Below are 25,440 nucleotides of genomic sequence, written 5' to 3' on the forward strand. Positions count from 1 at the left end.
GTGACCACCACGCAAGGACTTGGCCTGCACCAGCCGGGGCTCAAGCACGATCCCGAATGGTTCAAGACCGCGGTGTTCTACGAGGTGCTCGTGCGAGCGTTCGGCGACTCCAACGGCTCCGGGGCCGGTGACTTCCAAGGGGTCATCAACCGGCTCGACTACCTCCAGTGGCTCGGCGTCGACTGCCTCTGGCTGCCGCCGTTCTATGCCAGCCCGCTCCGGGACGGTGGCTACGACATCGCCGACTACACCCAGGTGCTGCCCGAGTTCGGGACGCTGCCGGAGTTCCAGCAGCTCATCACCGAGGCCCACGCCCGCGGCATCCGGATCATCACCGACTTCGTCATGAACCACACGAGCGACCAGCACCCGTGGTTCCAGGCGTCGCGCAGCGAACCGGACGGCCCCTACGGCGACTTCTACGTCTGGTCGGACACCGACGACAAGTACACCGACGCCCGGATCATCTTCATCGACACCGAGACGTCGAACTGGACCTTCGACCCCATCCGGCGGCAGTTCTTCTGGCACCGCTTCTTCGGCCACCAGCCGGACCTCAACTTCGAGAACCCCGCCGTCCACGAGGCGATGTTCGAGGTCGTCCGCTTCTGGATGGACATGGGGATCGACGGCTTCCGCCTCGACGCCGTCCCCTACCTCTACGAGGAGGAGGGCCACAACGGCGAGAACCACCCCAAGACCCACGCGTTCCTCGCCAAGCTCCGCAAGATGGTCGACGAGGAGTACCCCGGGCGCATCCTCCTCGCCGAGGCCAACCAGCCCCCGGCCGACGTCGTCGACTACTTCGGCACCGAGGACGCACCCGAGTGCCAGATGTGCTTCCACTTCCCGGTCATGCCGATGCTCTACTACGCGATGCGCGACCAGCTCGCCCAGCCGATCATCGACGTGCTGGCCTCGACTCCGGACATCCCGCCCGGGACGCAGTGGGGCACGTTCCTGCGCAACCACGACGAGCTGACGCTCGAGATGGTGACGCCGGAGCAGCGCGCCACGATGTACGCCTGGTACGCCCCCGACCCCCGCATGCGGGCCAACGTGGGCATCCGGCGCCGTCTCTCGCCCCTGCTCGACAACTCCCGCCCCGAGATCGAGCTCATCCACGCGCTCCTGCTGTCGCTGCCCGGCTCTCCCTGCCTCTACTACGGCGACGAGATCGGGATGGGCGACAACATCTGGCTCACCGACCGCGACGCCGTGCGGACGCCGATGCAGTGGACCCCCGACCGCAACGCCGGCTTCTCCGAGGCCGACCCGGGCAAGCTCTACCTCCCGGTGATCTCCTCGCTCGTCTACCACTACAACGGGGTCAACGTCGAGGCCCAGATGGCGACGGGCCACTCGCTCCTGCACTGGCTGCGCGGCATGCTGGGCGTGCGACGACTCCACCCCGCGTTCGGCCTCGGCGACTTCGAGATCGTGCCGACCGACAACGAGTCGATCCTCGCCTACACCCGCTCGTGGGCCGGCAACCGCGACAGCCGTGGAGAGACCCTGCTCTGCGTCAACAACCTGTCGGACAAGCCCCAGGCGGCGACGGTGCAGGTGCCCGAGCACCTGGGCGAGAACGAGCTCTTCGACCTCTTCGGCGGCGCCAACTTCCCGTGGATCGCCGCCGACGGTCGGGTCACCTTCACCATGGGCAGCCGCGACTTCTTCTGGCTGCGCGTCGGTGACGAGAGCCGGCGCGAGTCGTCGGGCTCTCGGGAGTCATTGGGCCATCGGGAGTCACCGGGCCATGGCTGAGATCCACAAGGGCGCCAGCATCACGCCGACCAAGCTCGAGCTCCTCGAGGCCTGGATGGGCCAACAACGCTGGTATGCCGGCAAGGGCACCTCTCCGTCGCTGCGTCGCCTCGCGTCGTGGAGACTGGGCGACCCCGCTGGTGACGTCGGCGTCGAGGTGCTGATCGTCGCGGACGACTCCGGCCCCTCCCCCATCACCTACCAGGTGCCGCTCACCTATCGACCGGTGGCTGTGCCCGGGCTCGAGCCGGCGCTCGTCGGCGTCACCGAGCACTCCGTCCTCGGCACCCGTTGGGTCTACGACGCACCCCACGACCCCGTGTATGCCGCCCAGCTCCTCGAGCTCATCCAGGGCAGGGTGCGTGCGGAGTCCAGTGCCGCAAGTGATGCGTTCGACGACACCGTCGTCGCGACTCCCGGCCGTGCCTGGTCACGCGACGTCACCGTGCACGATGCCAAGGTGCTCTCCGGTGAGCAGTCCAACACCTCCGTCATCCTCCAGTGCGTCGACGACTCCGGCGCGCTCGTGCCGGTCATCGTCAAGATCTTCCGGATGCTGTCCGCCGGCGAGAACCCCGACGTCGTCCTTCAGTCGGCTCTGGTCGAGCACGGGTCCCGGCGCGTCCCGGCCGTCGTCGGTTCGGTGGCCGGGCAGTGGCCCGAGCCGCTCTCCTCCGACGAGGTGGCCGACACCGCGACGACGACGGCAGGTGAGCGCACGGCATACGGGCACTTCGTCTTCGCCCAGGAGTTCCTCCCCGGTGTCGAGGACGCCTGGCGCGTGGCCCTCGAAGCCGTGCGCTCGGGCGAGGACTTCGGCGCTGCGGCGCGGGCTCTCGGCGCCGCCACGGCTGAGGTCCACGCGATGCTCGCGAACGCCTTCGGCACGACCGAGACGAGCCCCGACGTCGCCCGCGAGATCGTCGAGGGCATGCGTGAGCGCTACGCCGCCGCCGCCGACGACGTGGGCGCCCTGCACGACCACGACGAAGCCGTCGCCGCGATCTTCGACGCCGCCGTGAACGTCAGCTGGCCTGCGCTGCAACGGATCCATGGCGACTACCACCTGGGCCAGGTGCTGCACACCCCTGACGGTGGTTGGATCCTCCTCGACTTCGAGGGAGAGCCGCTGCGCCCTCTCGCGGAGCGCACCCAGCCCGACCAGCGCATCCGCGACATCGCCGGGATGCTCCGCAGCTTCGACTACGCGGGCGGGTCGGTCGAGCACTCGACCGGGGCGTCGGCGCGCGAGTGGGTGTCGGCGTCGCAGCAGGCCTTCCTCGACGGCTATGCCGCCACCGCCGGTGAGGACCCTCGTGCGCGCCCCGCGCTGCTCGCCGCCTTCGAGCTCGACAAGGCGATGTACGAAGTCGTCTACGAGGTCCGCAACCGACCGTCGTGGGTCGACATCCCGCTCGCCGCCATCGAACGACTGGCTGCCGGCTTCAACCCCAGCCGGCCCGCCACCACGACCCACCAGGAGGACACCCCGTGACCCCGACCCCCGCCCACGAAGTCGGCGGCGCGATTAGCGCCCTCATCCAGGGGCGACACCAGCAACCTCACGACCTCCTCGGCCAGCACCTCGAGGACGGTGGGCTGCGCATCCGCGCCCTGCGCCCGATGGCGAGCTCGGTGCGGGTGCGCTTCGAGGACGGCGAGGAGCTCGCTCTCGAGCACGAGGCCGAGGGCGTGTGGACCGCCGTCCGTGAGGGCACGACGCGGACCATGGACTACCGGCTGCTCGTCGCGTGGGCCGACGGTGTCGAGCACCTCCAGGACGACCCCTACCGCTTTGCCCCCACCTTGGGCGAGATCGACCTCCACCTCGTGGGCGAGGGGCGGCACGAGCAGCTGTGGACCGTGCTCGGAGCCAGGGTGCATGAGTATGCCGGCCCGCTGGGGACCGTGCGCGGGACGTCGTTCGCGGTTTGGGCACCGCGCGCCAAGGCGGTGCGCGTCGTCGGTGACTTCAACGGGTGGGACGGACGGGTCCACCCGATGCGGCTCATCGGCACGAGCGGTGTCTGGGAGCTGTTCATCCCCGAGATCGGGGCGGGCTCCATCTACAAGTACGAGATCCGCGGCGCCGACGACATCGTGCGCGCCAAGGCCGACCCCATGGCGCGCCGCACCGAGGTCCCGCCGCTGACCGGCTCGGTCGTCGACGAGGCCGAGCACGAGTGGGCCGACACGTCGTGGATGACGGCACGGTCGCAGGCCAACCCGCACAGCGGACCGATGAGCGTCTACGAGGTGCACCTGGGTTCGTGGCGCCAGGGACTCTCCTACCGCGAGCTGGCCGAGCACCTCGTCAACTACGTCGTGGACCTCGGGTTCACCCACGTCGAGCTGCTGCCGGTCATGGAGCACCCCTACGGCCCGTCCTGGGGCTACCAGGTGACGGGCTACTACGCCCCCACCTCGCGCTTCGGGACCCCCGACGACTTCAAGTTCCTCGTGGACACGCTGCACCAGGCCGGCATCGGCGTCATCCTCGACTGGGTGCCGGGGCACTTCCCGCGTGACGAGTGGGCGTTGGCCCGCTTCGACGGCCTGCCCCTCTACGAGCACCCGGACCCGCGGCGCGGCGACCAGCCCGACTGGGGCACGCACATCTTCGACTTCGGCCGGCTCGAGGTGCGCAACTTCCTCGTGGCCAACGCGCTCTACTGGCTCGAGGAGTTCCACATCGACGGGCTGCGCGTCGATGCGGTGGCGTCGATGCTCTACCTCGACTACTCCCGCAACGACGGCGAGTGGCTCCCCAACGTCCACGGCGGACGCGAGCACCTCGAGGCCATCGGCCTGCTCCAGGAGACCAACGCCACGGCATACAAGCGGGTCCCGGGCATCGTGACCATCGCCGAGGAGTCCACCTCGTGGCCGGGTGTCACCAAGGCGACGAGTGGCGGCGGTCTCGGGTTCGGGCTGAAGTGGAACATGGGCTGGATGAACGACTCGCTGCGCTACCTCGGCCAGAAGCCGATCGACCGGCAGCACCACCACGGTCTGCTCACCTTCGCGCTCATGTATGCGTTCAGCGAGAACTACGTCCTGCCGATCAGCCACGACGAGGTCGTCCACGGCAAGGGCTCGCTCGTCAACAAGGCTCCGGGCAACCGGACCGAGCAGCTCGCGACCGTGCGGGCCTTCCTCGCCTACATGTGGGCGCACCCCGGCAAGCAGCTCCTCTTCATGGGGTGCGAGTTCGCGCAGCCCAGCGAGTGGGGCGACGGCAGGTCGCTCGACTGGTGGCTCCTCGACCAGCCCGGCCACTACCGCGTCCACAACCTCGTCAAGGAGCTCAACCGGCTCTACCAGGCCCACCCGGCCCTGTGGGCGCTCGACTCACAGCCCGCAGGCTTCGAGTGGCTCGACGCCGACGACAACGAGGGCAACACCTACTCCTTCGTCCGGTTCGAGGACGCCTCACGGCAGGGCGGCGACGTCGTCGCGGCGGTCGTCAACTTCGGTGGCGACTCCAAGGAGTGGCTGCGCGTCGGCGTGCCTCGCGGTGGCCGGTGGCAGGTGCTGCTCGACACCAGCGGGTACGACCAGCACGGCACGCCCAGCCAGGCCGGGCTGGAGCTCGACGCGGTCGAGGAGCCCTGGAACAACCAGCCCTTCCACGTCACGGTCCGCCTCGCCGGCCTCACCTCGCTCTACCTCGCACCCGTGGTCGACGCACCGGCGCCGACCGTCGAGGCGGCGCCGACCGTCGAGGCGGCACCGGCCGTCGCAGCGGCACCGGCCGTCGCAGCGGAACCGGCCGACGCAGCGGCACCGGCCGTCGAGGCGGCGCCCGTCACCAAGGAGGAAGTCTCGTGACCGATTCGCGTGCAGGACAGCTCGCCCAGCCGTCCGACCTCGTCGACGTGGCGCACCTCGTCACGGCCTACTACTCGCTGAAGCCGGATCCCGACGACATCGACCAGCAGGTCGCGTTCGGCACCTCGGGGCACCGCGGTTCGTCGCTCGACACGGCGTTCAACGAGGACCACATCCTCGCGACGACGCAGGCGATCGTCGACTACCGCACGTCCCGGGGCTTCGACGGGCCGCTCTTCCTCGGCCGGGACACCCACGGGCTGTCGGAGCCGGCGTGGGCTTCGGCGCTCGAGGTCCTCGTCGCGAACGACGTCACGGTGCTCGTCGACTCCGCCGACCGCTTCACCCCCACCCCTGCGGTGTCGCACGCCATCCTCGTCGCCAACCGGGGCAAGGTCACCGGGGTCGACGGTATGCCGTCCGGTGCCGGTCTCGCGGACGGCATCGTCGTCACCCCGTCGCACAACCCGCCCTACGACGGTGGCTTCAAGTACAACCCGCCGCACGGCGGCCCAGCCGACTCCGAAGCCACGAAGACCATTGCTGCGAGGGCCAACGCGCTCATCAGGGGTGGCCTCAAGCACGTGAAGCGGATCCCGTTCTCACGCGCGCGAGCCAGCGCCACGGCGTACGACTTCATGGGCACCTACGTCGCTGACCTCCCGTCGGTCGTGGACCTGGCACGCATCAAGGAGGCCGGCGTCCGCATCGGTGCCGACCCGCTCGGTGGTGCAGCCGTGGACTACTGGGGTGCCATCGCCGACCGGCACGGCATCGACCTCACCGTCGTCAACCCCCTCGTCGATGCGACCTGGCGGTTCATGACGCTCGACTGGGACGGCAAGATCCGGATGGACTGCTCCTCACCGTCGGCGATGGCCTCGCTCATCGGTCGCAAGGACGAGTACGACATCGCCACGGGCAACGACGCTGATGCGGACCGCCACGGCATCGTCACGCCCGACGCCGGGCTGATGAACCCCAACCACTACCTCGCCGTCGCGATCCAGTACCTCTACGGCGGCGCCCGCCCCCAGTGGCGCGACGACGGCTATGTCGGCAAGACCCTCGTCTCGAGCTCGATGATCGACCGGGTGGCAGCCGACCTCGGACGCCGCCTCGTCGAGGTCCCGGTGGGCTTCAAGTGGTTCGTGCCGGGACTGCTCGACGGGTCGGGTCCCTTCGGCGGCGAGGAGTCGGCCGGTGCCTCGTTCCTGCGGATGGACGGATCCGTGTGGACCACCGACAAGGACGGCATCATCCTCGCCCTGCTCGCCTCCGAGATCCTCGCCGCCACGGGCAAGAGCCCCAGCGAGCACTATGGCGAGCTGACTGCGCGACACGGCACGCCGGCATACGCGCGCATCGACGCACCGGCGGATCGCGAGCAGAAGGCCCGGCTGGCCGCCCTCTCCCCCGACGCCGTGACCGCCGAATCCCTTGCGGGAGAGGCGATCACGGCCAAGCTCACCGAGGCGCCCGGCAACGGCGCGGCCATCGGTGGCCTCAAGGTCGTCACCGAGTCGGCGTGGTTCGCGGCCCGCCCGAGCGGCACGGAAGACGTCTACAAGATCTACGCCGAGTCCTTCAAGGGCCCCGAGCACCTCGCCCAGGTCCAGGCCGAGGCCAAGGACGTCGTCTCCGCCGCCCTCGGCACCTGACGTCAGCGAGCGAGTCAGAAGTCGGTGAGCCGACCACCCATGGGTGGTCGGCTCACCATGGTGCGGCTCGCTCGGGGCGGCTCACCTCAGGACGAGGTCGGGGAGGTCAGGCGGTGCTGCTCGTCGGTGAGCCACATGCCGAGCAGGCCGCCGAAGTGTCCCTCGAACTTCTCCCACTCGTGCGGCGGGTAGGTCTGGTGGATGGTCGAGCGGAGCAGGGTGCTGAACTCGTCGGAGCCGATCCACTCGTGCACCATCTCGTCGACGTGCGGCAGTGAGGTCGCGCAGAACTCGGCGTACTTCTCGCTCTCGAAGTAGTCGTCCGAGAGACCTTGGTATGCGGCGAGCTTGCCCCGGTAGTCGAGCGCCTCGTCGTCGGCGATCGCGAACCAGGGGTCGGTGTCGACCTGGGTGCGGGCCCTGCGACCCGTGACGGTGCAGTAGACCGACCACCGCAGCAGTGCCTTCATCGCCCACGGGAAGTAGTAGTGCAGCGAGGTGACCGCGACGTCGGGGCACGCGTTCGCGTAGTCGATGGGGTGGACGACCCCGTCGCGCACGAGCATCTCGCACGAGTTGAACTCCCACCGGAAGAACGCGTTGACGGTCTGCGCGATGGTGATCGCCTCGCGCCCGGTGTCCTCGGACAGGAAGCCGTGGTCGACGGCGTAGCGGTTGTGCATCGGCTCGTCCGGTCGGAAGTTCATGACCATCGTCTCGGGCCCGATGGTGAGCGCCCTGGCAAACACCTCGAACCCGTCGACCGACTTCTGCAGGTGCATGAGCATCTCGCCGGACTCGTCGTAGGCCTGGTGCAGCGCCTCGCGGTCCTTGATCATCGAGACGCCGCGCCACGCGCCACCGTCGAACGGCTTCATGAAGAGCGGGTAGCCGATCTCCTCGGCGATCCCGGCAAGGTCGAACTGCTGGTTGTAGCGGCTCGACGTGTAGGCCCAGCGCGCGTTGTCGACCGGGTTCTTGTAGGGCACGAGCACGGTGTCGGGCACGTGCATCCCGAGCCGCATGAGCGCGCAGTAGGCCGAGTGCTTCTCCATGGACTGGAACGTGAACGGGCTGTTGAGCAGGTAGACGTCGTCCATGAGCGAGACCTTCTTGAGCCACTCACGGGGGTGGTAGTACCAGTGCGCGAGGCGGTCGATGACGAGGTCCTGGCGCGGGCGGTCACGCAGGTTGAACGGCTCGATCGAGAGCCGCTCCGTCGTCACCCGGTGGTCGGCCCCGTCGGCGGTGCGGATCACACCGAGGCGCCGCGCCATGGCCTCGAAGGCGGTCGGCCAGTCGTCCTCCGCTCCCAGCAGGAGCCCGATCAGGTGGTCCGTCTTCGGAGCCATGTGCGTCCCTTCGTTGTCCGTGTTGCAGATGGTCGTGATGTTCCAGCCGGTCAGACGAATCGTGGGAGGTGGTGAGCGAGCTGCCGGTGCCACCATGGCCAGTCGTGGGCGGAGTCATGTCCCCAGACGTCGAGCTCGTGGCGAATCCCCCTCTGCGACAGCAGATCCGCAAAGGCACGAGTCGACGGCAACGCCCCCGTGGGACTGACCTCGAACGGCCCCTCCCCCACGACGAGCAGGATCGACAGGCGCTCACGGAGCCACGCGAGGTGGTCACCGTCCAGACCCGGGAGGTATGCCGTGGGGTTGGCGAAGTAGGTCGCGTCACCGAGGTCGCCCCACGAGTTCCACGTCGTCGGGTCGTAGTTGCCGGAGAGCCCGATGGCCAGTGGTGCCAGGTCGGCGCGCTGAAGGGCGAACTGCACCGCGTGATAGGCGCCGAGCGAGACTCCGCAGGTGATGAGCTCGGACTCCTGGCTCGTCTGGTCGAGGATCCATGGGACGACGGCCTGCTCGACCCACGAGTGGTAGGCGCTGTGGCGAGCGGCCCGCTCGTCGGTCGGCACGGAGTTGTCGGACCACGTCCAACCGTCCAGCGAGTCGACCGCGAAGACGCTCACCCGGCCGGCCTCGACCAGGTCGCCGATGGCGTGGAGCATGCCGCGGTCCTCGAAGTCGGCCGCGCTCCCGCCCTCGCTGGGGAAGGCCAGCAACGGTCGGCCGTGGTGACCGTGACGCACCACCCTGAGGTCGGCCTCGTGCCCGGGCACTCGGAGGCGGACGTCGGCGCGGTGCATGGGCCCTATCCTTGCGCGTTCCCCCACACGTCCCGCAACACCTCGGTCAGATGCGGGTCGAGCGCGTCGCGCCAGGCCGTGTAGTTGTGGAGGTCGCGGACCTCGGTGTGGGTGACGTCGTGCCCCGCCCGCCGCAGCGCAGCGGCCATCACCCGGTTGTTGGCGGCGTTCTCCTCGAGAGAACCGCAGGTCAGCCCGATCCGCAATGGCCGGGCCGTGGACCGAGTGTCGAGAATCTCCTGAACCCGGCGTGAGATCCGCCCGAAGTACTTGTAGGAGCTCTCCTGTTCATCGAGGCGAGCATGGAAGAACGACCCCGACTGGGAGAAGACCCCACCGATGTCATCGACGTCGAGCAGCCCGACGAGCAGGGCCGTGAGACCTCCAAGGCTGGCCCCCATGACGACCACCGGACCGGCGATCGGTGCCTGGTCGTGGAGTCGCGCAATCCCCTCTCCCGCAATGGTTCTCAGATACTTGGGCGACCCGGAGTACCACGCGTCACGAAGCACAGGATGCACCAGCGCCACCCGGTGCGGCGGCAGCACCCCGGACGCGATCATCGCTCCTGAGTACTGCGTGATGGAGGCCAGCTGGTCGTACTCGGGGCCGTCGTGGACAAGGAGGAGCGGCAGTGCCAGCTCCTCGCTCCCCTCCGGCGCCCACACGGTCACCGGCACGTCGTCCGTGGTCTCACCCTCGAGTGACATCGGGGTGAAGCCACCGACCACGGAGGGTGCAGACAGCCAGGACGGCACGGCATACCCCGGCATCCGCATCACGGAACGTGAGCCGAAGGCGGTCTCGACAACAAGGCTGTTGTCCGGGTCGAGGATCGTCTCGGCGGCGACGTCGTCCGTCGCGGTTCGGGTCACGGTGAAGCGGTACTCGATGCGCTGGAGGTCCGGGCGCGGCAGGGCCAGCTCCCAGACGCCGTCGACGAGACTGAACTCGCGATCACCCGGGATGACCGGGTCGCAGTCGAGCACGACCGAGACCACGTCGCCGGCCTCGGGGACACACCGGAAGCGGACGTGGTCATCAAGCAGTTTGGGTGGCACCTCAGAAGAGGGCGTTCATGAGCGCGGTGCGGCCCTTGCGCACGCGCTCGTCGTGGTTCCCGACGACGTTGAAGAGCTCGAGCAGGTGCGTCCGGGCCTTGTCGCGGTCGTCGCCCTCGGTCGCCTTGACCGTGTCGATGAGCCGCGTGAAGGCGTCGGCGACGTGGCCACCGAGGATGTCGAGGTCGGCGACGGCGATCTGCGCGTCGACGTCCTCGGGGGACTCCGCGGCCGCCGCGCGGGCAGCCTGGACGTCGAGACCGTCGGTGCGCAGCATGAGCTTCACCTGGGCGAGCCCCAGCTCGGCCTCGTGGTCCTTGGGGTTCGCCGCAAGGGCCTTCTCGTATGCCGCCACGGCACCTTCGAGGTCACCCGCGTCGATCGCGTCGTAGGCCTCCTGGATGAGTGGCGGAAGCGCCGGCTGCTCGTCCTCGCCCCCAGCGCCATCCGCGATCGGGCCGAGGTCGACCCGGCCGGTGATGCCGTTCTGGACGGCGGCCTGGACGAGCTGGTCGAGGACGACCCGGATCTCGTCGTCCTGGGGCACACCGGGGAAGAGCGGCACCGGCTGACCCTGGAGCAGTCCGAACGTCACCGGCACGCTCAGCTGTCCGAAGGCCTGCACGATGACCGGCTGGAACGCCTGGAGGATGGCGGGTGAGGTCTGGACGTCGGCCGAGATGACGAAGACTCGTCCCTCGAGCTTGGCGGCGACGGCGGCCACACGCTCGGCCAGGCCCACGGTCTGCTCGTGCGCCGAGGACCAGAGGACGAGGACGGCCGGGACCTGGAGGGTCCGGTTCATCACCTCGGAGAAGCTGGCGTCGTCGACTGAGACGAGGACGCCGGCTGGCAGTGCTGGGGCGTCACCGGGCACACCGGCGGGGACGGAGGCCGCGGATCCTCCCGGTGCCGCCGGCGCTCCGGGTGCCGGTGAACCTGCGGAGCCTGCCGAGCCTGCGGGGCCCGTGGTCCTCGGCCCGGAGGCGAGAGCGGAGAGGTCGATGGCGCCGCGAGCGCCGGAGGGAGGAGTGGGGGTGGTGCTCATGTCGACCAGTCTCTCAAAGGGCGACCCGGTCCCGTGCCGGAGGGCACGGGAGCGGGCAGGCGATGTCGTCCCGGGCCAGGTCGCAGCGGGCCGAGGGGTCAGGCGGGGCAGGTCACTGGGCCGTGGCCGAGACGATCTGCTCGTCCGCACCGACCACCGTGGCAGCACCCTTGGCGGGGACGACCATGACGAGCTGCTCGAGGCTGTTGATGACGATGTTCTTGGTGGCCTTGCTCTTGCCGACGAGCTTGCTGTAGCTGGCCGGGATGACGAGCTCCTTGGCCCCGGCGCTGGCCGTGATGACGTCCCGGCGGGTGAGCTGGCCGAAGGTCACCGTGCCGCCGTCCGCCAGGGCGAACGCGATGGAGTTCTTGGGCACGGGAGCGTGTGCCTGGGTGAAGGACGCCAGTGCACCGAGCGCCTTGACCTGGCTGGCGGCCGAGGTGCGCAGGGCCGTGGCGTAGGCGTCGCTCGTTCCGACGGCCTTGTTCGCGACTGGTTTCGGATAGTTCAGCGCGGCGGCGTAGGCCGTGAGCGCCCCAGCAGGGGCGAGGGGTGCGCCCGCCTTGTCCGTGGGCTCGATGAGGCGGACGCCCGCTGCGAGGTCACCCAGCGCAGGCACGCTCGTGCCCGGAAGCATGGGGACGGAGGCGTGGACCTTGAAGGGTTGAGCCGCGGCGCTCGACATGAGGACGTGCAGCGTCTGGGTCTTGCTGGCTTGGTCGAGGGTGCCGACGAGGATGGCCCGCGGCCACTCCTTGCCGCGCGAGATGGCCACGACCTTGGGGTCGCTCGCCCTCTGGAGCGGGTCGGTCGAGGTCGCGGCGCCGATCTTGGTCGCGGCCTGCGCCTGCGCGAGCGCGGCATCGGCCAGCACGGTCGGCTGGACCTTGGCGGCCTCTGCGCCCTTGGCCGCACGAGCAGCCACTGCGTCGTCGAGGACGCGGGCGGCGACGCTGGTGGCGCCTTCGAGGTTCAGGGGTGCCCCATCCGTCCGCTCGGCAGGTGCGTCGCGGACACCGACGATGCTGCTGCCGACTCCGCAGCCGGTGAGGCCGACGGCGAGGACCAGACCGACGAGCGGGGTGGTGAAGGTGCGGCGGTTCATGCGGTCTCCCCCTCGTGGGTCGCCGGAAGGGGACGCGTGGTCTCACGGTCCTCGGGATGCGGGTGGTCGGACCGTTGGCGTGAGCTCCACAGGAGGCTGAGCCCGCTGAGCAGCAGGAAGAGCCCGACGAGGGCGGCGATGACCGACTGGACGAACCAGGACTTGCGCTCCCAGGTGAGGTCGATCCGCTCGATCTGACCCTGTGTCGCCTGGGCGATGACGGTCTCGGGTGCGTTGGCCTGCTCGATGGTCATCGACACGGGGGCGTCGGCGTCGCCGGTGTCGGTGTCGCGCCACACGTCCGTGCCGGAGAGGGCCGGAGCGTTGCCGCCTCCGGAGGTGGTGCTCTTGAGCTGCCACGGTCGTGTGCTCACGCCGGTCACGGTCGCGTGCTCCGCCTTCGCGAGGACGGCCGCGGCGTCGGAGGGTGCGGCGGCGGCAAGCCAGACGGTGCCCCCCTTGCTGGGGGTCGCGGTGACCCGGACGGCACCGTCGACGCGGTTGAGGACCGTCTGGGGGACGAGCACCGGAGTGGTGACGGAGGCCTGCGTGGAGAAGGTCGCGGTACCACTGCCACCGAGGTGGAGGGCGTACCAGAGGCCGACGACGGTGAGCACCAGGCCGAGGAGGGCGAGGAGACCGCCGACGACCCGCTTGGCGAGCGTGGGCATGCAAGGTCCTTTGGTTTGGAGCGTGGGAGGCGTGCCGACATGTCTCGATCCGGTCACGGGCTGCTCTCCACCATGACAAAGGAGTGTCCGGGAGCCAAATCGCGATGGGCCACCTCAGCCACGCCACGCGCCCGTCAACCCTGCGTGGACCGCCCGTCCGATGCGACGGGGGCCGTGTCGTCGACGAAGTCACCGGCAGCCACCCGCACGTCCCTGAGCAGGGAGAACAGCGCCTTCTGCTCATCGCCGCCGAGCATCCCGAGTCCGAACTGGGCCGCCTCCAGGTCGGCCGTCGTGGCCTCCATCGCCGCCCGGCCGGTGTCCGTGATCACAGCGAAGGCGCCTCGCCGGTCGGCAGGGTTCGCGACGCGCTCGACGAAGCCCTGGGCGGCCAGTCGCTGCACGATGTTGGTGGCACTCGTGGGGTGCACCATGAGCCGCTCCCCGATGCGCCCCATCGACAACCTGCCCTCCCGGCTGAAGGCGAGCAGCACGAGCGCCTCGTAGCGCGCGAAGGTCAGCTCGTGCCTGGCGGCAATGGCGTCGAACTCGCTGATGAGGAGCTGCTGCACGCGCATGATCGACGTGGCGGTGGCCATGGGCGTGGCCTGGCTCTGCTCGCCCCATCGCGCGCGCCAGAGCTCGCCGGCACGCGCGATGGGGTCGAAGGGCAGCTTGAGGTCCTTGGGCACAGGAGCACGCTAGCCGCCCGTGCCCTCCCAGGACTCAGCACGTCGATCGGGTCAGCACCGCCTCACTTCACCGCGACGAGCGACGAGAACGTGCCACCGGCTCCGTCGTCCCAGCCGACGAGTGCCCGCGCCGGGCCGGCGAGGTCACGGGTCAGCGGGACCGAGACGGTGACCAGCCCCGAGCGGCTCTCGGCGACGGGGGCCACGACCTGCCCGACGATGCCGTCGGCGTCGCGAACGGTCACGTGCGCCGTGCCCGGGTCGTTGACCCGCAGTCTCAGCTCGACGGTGTCACCACGCAGCTTGGCCTTCTCGACCCATCCGGCCTCGGCGGTCGTCGACGACGGACGCCCGGCCAGCGCGACGTTGGTGCGCACCGCCTGCTCGATGGACTGCGGCGAGTCGACCGACTGCAGTGCCTCGGTCGGGATGACCGGGTCCGCCGGGGTCGTGGGACGACCGGCCGGCGGGACGTAGCCCTCGAGCGAGACGTCACCCCAGCGGTAGGGGTCGCCCTGGACGCCGCCCCAGACGGACCAGCCGAGACGGGTCTGTCCGGTCTTGTCCTGCGTGTCGGAGTCGTAGGGCAGGACGTTAAGCCCCATGTGGGCCGGGTCGACGGCGCTCGGCAGGAGCGACATCGGGATCGCGGTCTCGACGACGTAGCCGGTGTATGGCTGCGTCACCTTCGACGCGACCTTCATCCCGGGCGCCGTCACCGGCCCGTCGCCCTGGTGGGCGTCGGCATCGCGCAGGTAGCAGGGCCCACCCTCGGCCGTCCACGGCAGGATCGCCGCCTTGAAGGTCGTCGAGGTGTTCTCGGACGTGCCGCGCGGGTCGATGGCGATCTCGACGGAGTCGGTGCGCCAGTGCCGCTTGCAGTCGCTCGCCGCGAGCGGCGTCCCGCGCACGTCGTCCTTGACCGTGACGGCGACGAAGAGCGTGTCGTCGCGCCAGGTCACCTGGGCCGTGGCCGAGCAGTCTGCGTCGGAGGTGCAGGCCTCGCCCTCCCAGCGTCGGGAGACGTCGAGGACGGGACCGGCATACTCTCCGGCACTCACGACACCATCGACGGTCGGTGCGGTGGACGCCTGCGGGACCACGCTCGTCGGGACGAGCTCGAATGCCTGTTGCGTCGTGCCCGTCGCCGTCGTGCTGGTGGCCGCGATCGAGTAGAGGTGGTCGCCGGCCACGCCGCCCTCGACGGAGGTCTTGAGCGAGGTGTCGGTGTTGACCGCGGTGAACCGCACCGTGGTCCGCGCGCCGGGGGCGAGCCCGCTGTATGCCGCTGTGGCCGGGCTCATCGTGAACCCTGCGGGCGGCGTCGGGGTCACCGTGCCGGACTGGGTGGTCGCGCTGTGGTTCATCACGACGACGTCGACCGGCCGGGTTCCACCGGAGGCGAGCGTGAGGACCGGTCGCACGATGTCGGCGAAGGCCTCGGCATCCACCTCGTGCGCCCACTCCCGGAACTGCTCCACCTGCGGCAACAGCTGCTGCGTGGCGGTGACGGGTGCGCTCACCAGCACCGGCTCGTCCTGGTAGCCGACACGACCTGCGGACTCGACGAACGCCTTGATGCGCACCCTGGTGTCGACGGCTGCACCGGCAGCGGGGGTGACGGTGAAGGTGGTCCTGGCGCCCGCCCCGGGGCTGATCGTGCCGAGCGAGCCGTTGCCGGTGACGGTCCAGCCCGCCGGGAGCTCGAGCCGCGCGGTGCTCGCACCAAGGGCAGCCCCCTCCGGCGCGGACGCGCCGACGGTCACGGTGAACGGCGCACCGGGAAGGACGCGGAACCGGTCGGTGTCGACCGTCATGCCGCTCCCGAGCGGCAGGCCGCCGGGGATCGCGACGAGGGAGCCGTCGAGCGGGGCATGGTTGGTGTATGCCGCGTCGGATCCCCACTGCGGCACCGGAGTTCGTGAGTCCACGAGGGTGAGGTGATCACACCCGAGCTGCGCCGGGTTGGTGGAGACGTCGGGGAAGCCGGCCCACCCCTGCGAGGCGTACTCACGCTGGGCGTCGCGCTCGACGGCTGCCCAGGTGCGTCCGTCGGGAGAGGCGGTCCCGGACCACACGCCATAGATCGTCTGGCTCGGGTCGGCCGGCACGAACGCCTTGGCGCAGCCCGGTCCGTTGGCGCTGGTGCCGGTGGCGGCGCGTAGGAGGATGCGGTCCGGCGAGAACGGCTTGAGGCCTTCTCGGGTGATCTGCTCGGGGAAGCGGGACGGGTCGCCCGCGGCGCGGTAGGCCTCGACGGCGATCCGCGCCGACTCCTGGTGGTTGCCGTGCTGCCCGGGAGACGGCGCCGGGTTCATGGTCACGAGGACCTCGGGGCGGGTCTGGCGCAGGATGCGCACGGTCTTGGCCAAGGTCTCGTCGTGGTCCCAGACCTGGGCCGTGAGGGGCTCGGAGACGGTGTAGTAGAAGTCGACCTCGTCGAGGTTGTAGATGTCGGTGATGCCGCCCTTGGCGACGGCAGCCCGCTCCTCGCGCTCACGGATGAGCCCCAGCGCAGGCCCCTCCTCGGGGCCGACGGCGTTGCCGCCGCCCTCTCCGCGCGTGATCGTGATGACCCCGGTCTGCACGTCGTGGTCGCTGTCCCACTGCCCGAAGGTCGACAGCGTCCCGGCCTCGTCGTCCGGATGGGCGCCGATGAACATCGCGTCGAGGTCTGCGGGTGGACCGGAGGAGGTGGTGGCATCTGGCGGTCGTGGTCCCCGCTCGACGCCGGCTCCTGGAGCCGCCACGGCGGAGCCCGGGAGGGCGAGGGCGGCGACCAGGGTGGCCACTGCGGTGAACCTGCTTCTGCCTGCAGTTCCTGACATGTGATCTCTCCATCGAGGGGTGCCCGCTGGTGGTGTGTGAGCCGTCGTCCCCGCGAGCACTGAGGGGGCGGTGGCAGGTGTCAGTCCTTGACCGCCCCCTCGAGCATCCCGGCGATGAAGTGCCGCTGGAGGAAGAGGTAGACGATGACGACGGGCAGGGCGACGATCGTCGCTCCGGCCGCGAGCAGCGCGTAGCCCTGGGTGTACTGCCCCGAGAAGAACCCGAGTCCCAGAGGCGCGGTGCGCAGGGCCTCGTTGGTCGGGATCATCACGAGCGGGATGAGGAACTCGTTCCAGGTCCACATGAAGGTCAGGACGACGAGCGTGACGATGGCCGGCCGGGCGAGCGGCACGAGCACCTGCCCGAGGATGCGCGGTGTCGAGGCCCCGTCGAGGCGGGCGGCCTCGATGAGCGAGCGTGAGCTCGAGCGGAACGCCGCCCGCAGCCAGAACGTCCCGAAGGCCACCGACTGCGCCACCTGCGGCAGGGCGATGGCCCAGAAGGTGTCGGTGAGCCCAATGGCCCGAAGGTCGAAGAACAGGGGCACGACGATGGCCTCCGCCGGCATCATGATGCCGATGAGCATGAGGTAGAAGAGTGCGGAGGCTCCCCTGAACCGCATCGTCCCGAAGGCGAACCCGGCAAGGACCGACAGCACCGTGCTCACCGTGACCACGAAGACCGACACGAGCAGGCTCGTGCGCAGGTAGCTGCCGAATCGACCGATCTCCCACGCCGCGGTGAGGTTGCCCAGTCCCCCCGGCGCCTCTGCATCGGGCTGCAGCCCGGCGATGACGATGCTGAGGATCGGATAGATCGCGAACACGGCGAAGGCCGTGAGGATGACGTAGTTCATCGTCCGTTCGGACGTCGAGACCCGCATCAGTCGGCCACCCTGTCGCCGACCCTAGTGATGACGAAGCTGATCGCGAAGATGATGACGGTGAGCAGGACCCCGATGGTGCACGCGAGCCCGACCTGCCCGAGCTCGAAGGCCTGCCGGTAGACCTCGTAGCTCGGCACCGTCGTCGTGTGCCCCGGCCCGCCCGAGGTGGTCATGTAGATGAGGTCGAAGGTCTTGAGCGCCGCGATGACGGTGAGCGTCAGGGCGACCGCGATCTCGCCACGCACCGACGGCAGGGTCACGGCGAAGAACTCCCGCACCGCGCCGGCGCCGTCGAGCCGTGCGGCTTCGTAGAGGTCGCGAGGGATCCGCGCCATCCCCGCGAGCAGCAGCACGGTGACGAGCCCGCTCTCGAACCACGTGCCGATCAGCCCGACGGCGGGGAGCGCAAAGGCGTACTCCCCCAGCCATCCTCGCGTCCACGACTCGAGGCCGACGGCGGTGAGGACCGAGTTGATCGTCCCGTCGGGCGCATAGATCCGTCGCCACGCCACGGCGATGACGACCATGGCGACGACCTGCGGCAGGAAGACGACGGTCCGGAAGAAGCCCAGGCCGCGCACGCTCGCCCGGTGCAGGATCGAGGCCAGCACCAGACCGACCAGCAGCGGGATGACCGCGAAGAAGAGCATGAGCACGAGCGCGTGGCCGAAGGAGGCCCGCAGGCGCTCGTCGGTCAGCACCTCCTGATAGTTCGACAGCCCCGCCCAGGTCCCGACGGTCAGCCCGTCCCAGTCGAAGAGCGACAGGTAGACGGCCTTGAGCAACGGGTAGAGGGCGAACGCGGCATACACGAGGAACGCCGGGAGGACATAGAGGTAGCCGATGCGCCGGGGCTCTCCCGGCGGTCCCAGCGCCCTCGTGGAGGTGCGGGACCCCATCACTTGGCGGTGAAGTCGCCGTAGTCCTTCTGCAGCGCCTCGAGGGCCTCCTCCGGGGTGGCCTTCTTGGCCAGGAGGTCCTGCAAGGTGGCGCCCATGGTGTCGCCCATCGTCGGGGTCGCCCAGTCGAGGTAGGGCACGAGACCGTTGTCCTTCGAGACCGCACCGAAGGCGGCGAAGACGTCGGTCCCCAGGGCGTCGGGCGCCTTCTGGGTCGTGGTCTCGACGACGGGGAGGTTGCCGTTGTCGGCCAGCACCTTCATCGCCTCCGGACTGGTGATGAAGTTGATGTATGCCGCCGCGGCGTCCTTGTTCTTGGCCTTCTCGGTGATGGCGAAGGGCAGTCCGGAGCCACCGGTGGTCACCGGCGCACCGCCGGCCTCGGGTGCCGGGGGCAACGAGAACCTGACGTCGCTCTTCATCGCCGCGGACAGGTCGGCCTGCAGCCACGACCCGGCGATGAGGAAGACGCCCTTGCCCTTGGTGAACCCCTGCCATGCCGGGTCGTAGTCCTGGCCGTTGAAGCCGGGGCTGAAGTAGCCCTTGTCGACGTAGTCGACGAGCGTCTGGGCGGCCTTGGTGTTCTCGGGAGTCACCCAGTTGCCACCGGTCTGGCCGAAGCCGAGCTTGCGGATGTCCTCGGCCTTGGTGAAGCGCCCCTGGACGACGCCGAAGACGTGCCCGGCGGGCCACTTCTCGACGTTGCCGAGGACGAGCGGCACCTCACCCTTGGACTTCGCCGTCGCGAGCGCCGCGTCGAACTCGGCCCAGGTCTTGGGCGGGTTGATGCCGAGGGTCTTGAGCTTGGCCTCGTTGGAGAAGATGCCGACGACCTCGCCGACCTGCGGCATACCGAAGAGCGATCCCGAACCGAACGTCTTGCCGTCAGGTGAGTACGACGCGACGTTGCGCACCGACTCCGGATAGCGCTTGTCCCAGCCGTATGCCGTGGCATAGGGATCGAGGTTGACGAGCTGCTTGGCCTTGACGAACTCACCCATCTGCGAGCGGGTGTTGTTGGCCTGGACCACATCGGGTGCGTCGGCGCCGGTGAGCGCGAGCCGCAGCGTCTTGACGAGGTCGTCGAAGGAGCGGGAGACGCGCTTGATCTTGATGTTGGGGTACTTCTTCTGGAAATCGGCGTTGAGCGTCTCGATCTGCTTGGCCTGCCCCCCGCGCACCTCCTGGTCCCAGACGGTGAGGGTGACGTCACCGAGGGCGGCGGCGTCGGTCTTCACCGCATCCGGGGCCGGCGCAGCCGACCCCTCGGATCCAGAGCCGGAGCCACCGGGGGCGCAGGCGCTCAGGGCGAGCCCGGTGCCGACGGTGAGGGCGACCAGGGTGGTGCGCGTGCGGTTCATGGTGTCTCCTCGATGAGCGGTGTGGAGGGGGGTGGGGTGTCGGGAGCCTGGGCGTCGGACAGCTTGGCGATCGTGGCGGCGGCACGGCGCACAGCGCCCGGCGGCACCTCGGCGACGAGATCGTCGAGGAAGGCGAACCGCCGCTGCACCGAGCGGGCCGCGGCGTTGGAGGTGGGTTGCCGACGGACCCGCTGCCACCAGTCGGTGAGGTCTCCCCAGCCCGGGGCGGCGAGCGAGCCACCGAACTCCTGCACGGCCAGGCTCGAGCAGAGGGTGGCGAAGTTCATCCGGTCCAGGAGGGGCCACTGCGCGAGGCTGCCGACGAGCATCCCCGCATCGAACACGTCACCGGCACCCGTGGGGTCGATGGCGTTGACCCGCAGCGCGGGCACGGAGGCCTCCTCGCCGCTCGCCGAGTCGATGGCGAGCGCACCGTCCCGGCCGTTGGTGACCACAGCGAGGGGCACGAGGTCGGCGAGGGCATAGAGCGCGTCGTGCGCCGAGTCGGTGCGGGTGTAGGCCATGGCCTCCACGGCGTTGGGCATGAAGGCGTGGCAGTGCTGCAGCTGCGCGAGGACGGCCGGCGACCACTTGCCGGTGGGGTCCCAGCCCACGTCGGCGAAGAGCAGTGCGCCCTCGGCAGCCGCCTGCTCGGCCCACTGGCGTTCGGGGTGGCCGTGCCCGAGCGGTCGGTCGGCGTCGAGGTCGAGCAGCACCGACCGCGCCCGTGGCACCGTCCCGATCATCTCGGTGGCCGACTGGGGGGCGTCGTGGCCGTGCGTGATCATCCGACGGTCCCCGCCGACGGACACGGACACGGTGACGGGGGTGTGCCAGTGCGGGTAGCGCTCCGAGCGGGACAGGTCGACCTGCTCCTGCTCGAGGGAGCGCCAGCAGAACTCGCCGTAGTCGTCGTCACCGAAGGCCGCACCGAGCGAGGTGTTGAGCCCGAGGCGCGATGCGGCCACGGCGAGGTTGGCGATGCCGCCGGGGCACGAGCCCATGCCGTCGGCCCAGACCTCGGTGCCGCTCTTGGGCATCGCGGCCAGGCCCGTGAAGATGATGTCGAGGAAGACCATGCCCTGCACGAAGACGTCGACGACGGGGTCGTCGTCGCGACGCAGCGACGCGAGGGGGTCGAAGAGGTGGTCCACCGGCACCTCGTCATCGTTGCCCGACATCGCCGCGACCGCAAGGGGAATCTGCGTGTTTTTGCGCGCTTGTCGTGCTCATGTGTGCGTGGCCGGCCGTGTTCGGGCGCGACCATGGCTGAAACTGCGCGGTCTTGGTACGTTGCGTGTCGTGAAGGTTCAGCGGCACAGCGAGATCGTGGCCCGGGTGCGTGAGGGCGGGACCGTGTCGGTCAGCGAGCTGTCGAGCGCCCTCGACGTCAGCGCCTCGACGATCCGCCGCGACCTCTTCCAGCTCGACCGGGCCGGAGTGCTGACCCGCGTCCACGGCGGGGCGGCCGTCACCGCCGCCGACCCCGACAGGTCGCGCCCCTTCGCGGCCGTGGCCCGGTCGGACACCCGGGACAAGTCGCGCGTGGCGGCGGCCGCGGCGGCGCGGGTGCGGGACGGGGAGGTCGTGGCACTCGACATCGGCACGACCACGGCTCTCCTGGCCGCTGAGCTGCGGGGGCGCAACATCACCGTGGTGACCAACAGCCTGGCCGTCCTCGACGTGCTGCGCTTCGACGAGTCGGTCGAGCTGATCCTGCTGGGCGGCATGGTGCGCCGGTCCTACCACTCGCTCGTCGGAGTCCTCACCGAGGACGCCGTCCACCAGATCGGTGTCGACCGGGCCTTCATCGGGACGAGCGGGATCTCCGACGGCGGTCAGGTGATGGACTCGACCTTCGTGGAGGTGCCGGTGAAGCGGGCCTTCATCGCCGCGGCTCGCGAGGTGGTGCTCGTCGCCGACGGCCACAAGATCCCGGGCTCCGGAAGCCTGCGCGTCTGCCGGGTGGACCAGGTCGACGTCCTCGTCACCACTGCCGGGGCCGACCCCCTGATTCTCGACGAATGCCGCAGTCGTGGCGTGGAGGTGGTGCTCTCGTGAAGCTGACCATTCTCGGCGGTGGCGGGTTCCGGGTCCCCCTCGTCCACGGCGCCCTGTTGCGTGACGACTCTCCCGGCCGGGTCACCGAGGTCGTCCTGCACGACCTCGACGCCGGGCGCCTGACCGCCATGACGCGAGTGCTGGAGCAGGCCGGTTCCGCGAGCGCGCACGCGCCACGGGTGAGCGCCACGACCGACCTCGACGACGCCCTGCGGGGTGCCGACTTCGTCTTCTCGGCGATCCGCGTCGGGGGCCTTGCCGGACGGACACTCGACGAGCGGGTCGCCCTCGACCTGGGGGTCCTCGGACAGGAGACCACCGGTCCCGGTGGGCTCGCCTACGCCCTGCGCACCGTCCCGGTCGCCGTCGACATCGCACGCCGCACGCAGGAGGTGGCGCCCGACGCGTGGTTCATCAACTTCACCAATCCCGCGGGCATCGTGACCGAGGCGATGCAGTCCGTCCTCGGCGACCGGGTGATCGGCATCTGCGACTCACCGATCGCGTTGGCGCGCAGGGCCATCGGCGCCCTGGGCCTCGATGCGTCGACCACGGACATCGACTACGTCGGCCTCAACCACCTCGGCTGGCTGCGCGGCCTGCGCGTCGACGGCGTCGACCAGCTCCCCCGGCTGCTCGGCGATCCGACCGCCCTCCAGACCCTCGAGGAGGGGCGGCTCTTCGGCGCGGAGTGGATCCAGGCGCTGGGCGCCATCCCCAACGAGTACCTCTACTACTACTACTTCGACCGCGAGGCCCGGGCCGCGATCCTGGCAGCACCGCAGACCCGCGGCGAGTTCCTCCGTGACCAGCAGGCCGCCTTCTACGCCGCCGTCGCGGACGACCCCGACGAGGCTGCAGCGGAGTGGACGCGGGTCCGGGAGGAGCGCGACGCGACCTACATGCGTGAGGCCCGCGCTGCGGACGAGGAGCGGGACGAGTCCGACGTCGCCGGCGGCGGCTACGAGGGAGTTGCCCTCGCGATCATGGCGGCGATCAGCCGTGGCGAGTCGTCGTCGATGATCCTCAACATCCGCGGAGGCGGAGCCGTGCCGGGTATGCCGGGCGACGCCGTCGTCGAGATCCCGTGCGTCGTCGACCGCGAGGGTCCGCATGCCGGCCCCCTCGCGCCGGTGGAGGGCCACATGCTCGGCCTCATGCAGCAGGTCAAGGCCGTGGAGCGCCTCGTCATCGAGGCGGCCACGACCGGCTCCGCGCGGGCGGCGGTCACGGCGTTCGCGCTGCATCCGCTCGTCGACTCGGTGTCGACGGCCCGGGCCCTCTTCGAGGGCTATCGCCGGGCCCACCCCGAGCTGGCAGCGCTCTTCAGCGACTCCTGACGCGCAAGCCGCTCAGTCGTCCTGGAGGGCGGCCTCGAGCCGTTCGAGCTTGCCCTCGAGCTCCCCGGTGCGGCCCGGTCTGATGTCGGCCTTGAGGACGAGCCCGACGCGCGGCCCGTGAGCGGCCAGGGCATCGACACAGGCCTTGACGACGGCCATGCACTCGTCCCACTCACCCTCGATCGTCGTGAACATCGAGTCGGTGCGATGTGGCAGACCGCTCTCACGGACGATGCGCACGGCGTCGGCGACGGCACCGGTCACTCCCCCCTGGTCATCGGCGACGGACGGGGACACGGAGAAGGCAACGAGCATGACGACACCGTATGCCGTCCGCCCCGGTCCGCGCCCGGCGCACCTCCCGCTCGGCGCACTCCGTCCCGGCTCAGCCGGCGTCCGGCGCGAGGAACGCGTGGACGAGGGGCACCACGCCGGCGCCCTCTCCGCTGGCCGAGGCGACCCGCTTCATCGAGCCGCACCGGATGTCTCCGGCGACATAGATCCCGGGCACGGTCGTCGCATAGGGCTCCGGTGGCCGGCCGCCCTGCCATGACTGCCACGGAGTGTCGGCACCGGCGAGGACGAAGCCGAGGTCGTCCCTCGCCACCACCGGCGGGAGCCACTGGCAGGTCGGCTCCGCGCCGATGAGGAGGTAGAGCCCCGCAGCGTCGACCCGCTCCTCGGCGCCGGAGTCGACGTCGCGCAGGGTGAGCCACTCGAGATGGCCCTCGCCGCCTCCGTCGGTCACGACCGTCCGCGGTCGGACGGTGATGCGCGGGTTGCCCTCGATCTCACGGATGAGGTAGCTCGACATCGTGGCGCCGAGCCCTTCGCGACGGACGAGGATCGTCACGTGCCGCGCGAACCGGGACAGGTGCACGGCGGCCTGACCGGCGCTGTTGCCTCCGCCCACGACGAACACGTCCTTGTTCTTGACCTCTCGTGACGTGCTGGCCGCGGCGCCGTAGTTGACCCCTCGACCGACGAGGTCCTCGAGGGGCTCGACTCCGAGGCGTCGGTAGTCGACCCCGGTCGCGATGAGCACCGTCCGGCCACGCACGCTCGACCCGCCGAGCTCCACGACGTGGCACCCGTCCGGACCGTCGCCGACCCTCAGGGCAGTCACTTCCTGCCCGGCGAGGAACCGGGCGCCGAACCGCACGGCCTGCGACCGCGCCCGTTGCGCCAACCGCATCCCCGAGATGCCTCGCGGGAAGCCGAGGTAGTTGCGGATCATCGAGCTCGTCCCGGCCTGCCCGCCGATCGGGCCCTGGTCGATGATGAGCGTGTCGAGCCCTTCGGACGCCGCATAGACAGCGGCTCCGAGCCCGGCGGGTCCGGCGCCGACGATGACAAGGTCGCAGATGGCCTCCTCACCGATGTCTGCCGGCCGCCCGTAGAGGACGGCTCCGAGGTCCGCGTTCGACGGGTTGGACAGCAGGTAGTCGTCGTGCGGTGCCTGGAGCAGGGGCAGGGTCGCGTCCGGGCCCGCAGCGGCGAGCGCAGCGACACCGGCGGGGCTGTCGGGGGCGTGCACCGTGTTGGGCAGGCCCATCCGGTCGAGGAAGTCACGGATCCGGGCCAGGTCGGGTGATGGCCCGTCCGCGATGATCCGGGTCCCGTCGATCTCGGAGTAGCTCGCCGACTGCGCCCAGTCCGACAGCGTCTCGGAGATCGCCGTGTGGAACTCCTCGTCCCGCGCCCCCTGCGGCAGCATGAGATAGAGGTCGAGCCTGCCCTCGGCGAGGCTCTCGCGCAGCTGGGCCACCGACCCGCGGAAGCGATCCACCGGGACGTACACGAGCCGGCGGGCGCTCGGCATGAACTTCTGGAACTTGGCCAGCAGGTGGGTGGCCTTCTCACCCTCCGCGAAGAACTCGCAGGCGGCCAGGGCGACCGGTCGGCTGCCGGTCCTGAGGTCCGTGAGGACCTCGATGGTCTCCTCCATGGTCGACGGCGCGATGATCTCGTAGTCCACCGAGTAGCGCTGGGTGAGGACGTCCACCATGGCGTCGCGGTAGTCGGCGCCGAGGACGAGGATGACAGGGGTCGGGCGCGTGTCTTCAGGTGTCACGC

At 70.1% G+C, this 25,440-nt stretch carries 20 protein-coding genes; 6 read left to right on the forward strand and 14 right to left on the reverse strand.

The window, feature by feature from the left end; all coding sequences use genetic code 11:
* The 4 genes from treS to pgm are packed head-to-tail and all read left to right on the forward strand — an operon-like array spanning position 1 to position 7,259.
* On the forward strand, positions 1 to 1,767 hold the full coding sequence (gene treS, locus ACFQW8_RS02355) for a maltose alpha-D-glucosyltransferase (protein WP_380085374.1): 1,767 nt from the start codon (positions 1 to 3) through the stop codon (positions 1,765 to 1,767).
* Positions 1,760 to 3,262 carry a maltokinase N-terminal cap-like domain-containing protein gene (locus ACFQW8_RS02360; protein WP_380085375.1) on the forward strand — a complete coding sequence of 501 codons (1,503 nt, stop codon included), beginning with the start codon at positions 1,760 to 1,762 and terminating at the stop codon, positions 3,260 to 3,262. Before treS ends, ACFQW8_RS02360 begins: the two co-directional genes overlap by 8 nt.
* Complete coding sequence (glgB, locus tag ACFQW8_RS02365) at positions 3,259 to 5,598, forward strand: 1,4-alpha-glucan branching protein GlgB (RefSeq protein ID WP_380085376.1); 2,340 nt, start codon at positions 3,259 to 3,261, stop codon at positions 5,596 to 5,598. Before ACFQW8_RS02360 ends, glgB begins: the two co-directional genes overlap by 4 nt.
* Positions 5,595 to 7,259 carry a phosphoglucomutase (alpha-D-glucose-1,6-bisphosphate-dependent) gene (pgm, locus tag ACFQW8_RS02370; protein WP_380085377.1) on the forward strand — a complete coding sequence of 555 codons (1,665 nt, stop codon included), beginning with the start codon at positions 5,595 to 5,597 and terminating at the stop codon, positions 7,257 to 7,259. Before glgB ends, pgm begins: the two co-directional genes overlap by 4 nt.
* 86 nt (positions 7,260 to 7,345) lie before the next feature.
* Here pgm and ACFQW8_RS02375 read toward each other — a convergent pair whose 3' ends face one another.
* The 12 genes from ACFQW8_RS02375 to ACFQW8_RS02430 all read right to left on the reverse strand — a co-directional run bounded on the left by ACFQW8_RS02375 (position 7,346) and on the right by ACFQW8_RS02430 (position 21,144).
* Positions 7,346 to 8,611, reverse strand: coding sequence for an ATP-grasp domain-containing protein (locus ACFQW8_RS02375; protein ID WP_380085378.1), 1,266 nt, complete (start codon positions 8,609 to 8,611; stop codon positions 7,346 to 7,348).
* 50 nt (positions 8,612 to 8,661) lie between these two features.
* Positions 8,662 to 9,408, reverse strand: a complete 747-nt coding sequence (locus ACFQW8_RS02380) for an esterase family protein (protein WP_380085379.1) — start codon at positions 9,406 to 9,408, stop codon at positions 8,662 to 8,664.
* Between the two features lie 5 nt (positions 9,409 to 9,413).
* Complete coding sequence (locus ACFQW8_RS02385) at positions 9,414 to 10,469, reverse strand: alpha/beta hydrolase (RefSeq protein ID WP_380085380.1); 1,056 nt, start codon at positions 10,467 to 10,469, stop codon at positions 9,414 to 9,416.
* A gap of 1 nt (position 10,470) precedes the next feature.
* Entirely contained in the window at positions 10,471 to 11,517 is a 1,047-nt protein-coding gene (locus ACFQW8_RS02390) for a tetratricopeptide repeat protein (protein WP_380085381.1), read from the reverse strand.
* A gap of 112 nt (positions 11,518 to 11,629) precedes the next feature.
* Positions 11,630 to 12,625: a hypothetical protein gene (locus ACFQW8_RS02395; RefSeq protein ID WP_380085382.1), complete on the reverse strand. Its 996-nt coding sequence runs from the start codon at positions 12,623 to 12,625 to the stop codon at positions 11,630 to 11,632.
* Complete coding sequence (locus ACFQW8_RS02400) at positions 12,622 to 13,296, reverse strand: hypothetical protein (RefSeq protein WP_380085383.1); 675 nt, start codon at positions 13,294 to 13,296, stop codon at positions 12,622 to 12,624. Before ACFQW8_RS02400 ends, ACFQW8_RS02395 begins: the two co-directional genes overlap by 4 nt.
* Positions 13,297 to 13,430: 134 nt before the next feature.
* Complete coding sequence (locus ACFQW8_RS02405) at positions 13,431 to 13,988, reverse strand: MarR family winged helix-turn-helix transcriptional regulator (RefSeq protein WP_380085384.1); 558 nt, start codon at positions 13,986 to 13,988, stop codon at positions 13,431 to 13,433.
* A gap of 62 nt (positions 13,989 to 14,050) precedes the next feature.
* The gene (locus ACFQW8_RS02410; RefSeq protein WP_380085385.1) at positions 14,051 to 16,780 is read right to left on the reverse strand and encodes a sugar-binding protein; all 2,730 of its coding nucleotides are present in this window, start codon (positions 16,778 to 16,780) and stop codon (positions 14,051 to 14,053) included.
* 116 nt (positions 16,781 to 16,896) lie between these two features.
* Positions 16,897 to 17,700 carry a carbohydrate ABC transporter permease gene (locus ACFQW8_RS02415; RefSeq protein WP_380085386.1) on the reverse strand — a complete coding sequence of 268 codons (804 nt, stop codon included), beginning with the start codon at positions 17,698 to 17,700 and terminating at the stop codon, positions 16,897 to 16,899.
* Complete coding sequence (locus ACFQW8_RS02420) at positions 17,700 to 18,602, reverse strand: carbohydrate ABC transporter permease (protein ID WP_380085387.1); 903 nt, start codon at positions 18,600 to 18,602, stop codon at positions 17,700 to 17,702. Before ACFQW8_RS02420 ends, ACFQW8_RS02415 begins: the two co-directional genes overlap by 1 nt.
* On the reverse strand, positions 18,602 to 19,963 hold the full coding sequence (locus ACFQW8_RS02425) for an extracellular solute-binding protein (protein ID WP_380085388.1): 1,362 nt from the start codon (positions 19,961 to 19,963) through the stop codon (positions 18,602 to 18,604). The genes ACFQW8_RS02420 and ACFQW8_RS02425 overlap by 1 nt, the downstream gene beginning before the upstream one ends.
* Positions 19,960 to 21,144, reverse strand: coding sequence for a carbohydrate kinase family protein (locus tag ACFQW8_RS02430; RefSeq protein ID WP_380085389.1), 1,185 nt, complete (start codon positions 21,142 to 21,144; stop codon positions 19,960 to 19,962). Before ACFQW8_RS02430 ends, ACFQW8_RS02425 begins: the two co-directional genes overlap by 4 nt.
* Before the next feature lie 121 nt (positions 21,145 to 21,265).
* Between ACFQW8_RS02430 and ACFQW8_RS02435 the strand changes: the two genes are divergently transcribed.
* Entirely contained in the window at positions 21,266 to 22,024 is a 759-nt protein-coding gene (locus tag ACFQW8_RS02435; protein WP_380085390.1) for a DeoR/GlpR family DNA-binding transcription regulator, read from the forward strand.
* Positions 22,021 to 23,364, forward strand: a complete 1,344-nt coding sequence (locus ACFQW8_RS02440; RefSeq protein ID WP_380085391.1) for a 6-phospho-beta-glucosidase — start codon at positions 22,021 to 22,023, stop codon at positions 23,362 to 23,364. The genes ACFQW8_RS02435 and ACFQW8_RS02440 overlap by 4 nt, the downstream gene beginning before the upstream one ends.
* Positions 23,365 to 23,376: 12 nt before the next feature.
* On the opposite strand, the gene ACFQW8_RS02445 is transcribed toward ACFQW8_RS02440, so the two are convergent.
* Both ACFQW8_RS02445 and ACFQW8_RS02450 read right to left on the reverse strand, forming a co-directional pair.
* Positions 23,377 to 23,679 carry a thiamine-binding protein gene (locus ACFQW8_RS02445; protein WP_380085392.1) on the reverse strand — a complete coding sequence of 101 codons (303 nt, stop codon included), beginning with the start codon at positions 23,677 to 23,679 and terminating at the stop codon, positions 23,377 to 23,379.
* Positions 23,680 to 23,749: 70 nt separating this feature from the next.
* Positions 23,750 to 25,438 (reverse strand): FAD-dependent oxidoreductase, encoded by a 1,689-nt coding sequence (locus tag ACFQW8_RS02450; protein WP_380085393.1) that lies wholly within the window; start codon positions 25,436 to 25,438, stop codon positions 23,750 to 23,752.
* Between the last annotated feature and the right edge of the window lie 2 nt (positions 25,439 to 25,440).

This window comes from Knoellia altitudinis (assembly GCF_042666355.1).
GTDB lineage: Bacteria > Actinomycetota > Actinomycetes > Actinomycetales > Dermatophilaceae > Knoellia > Knoellia altitudinis.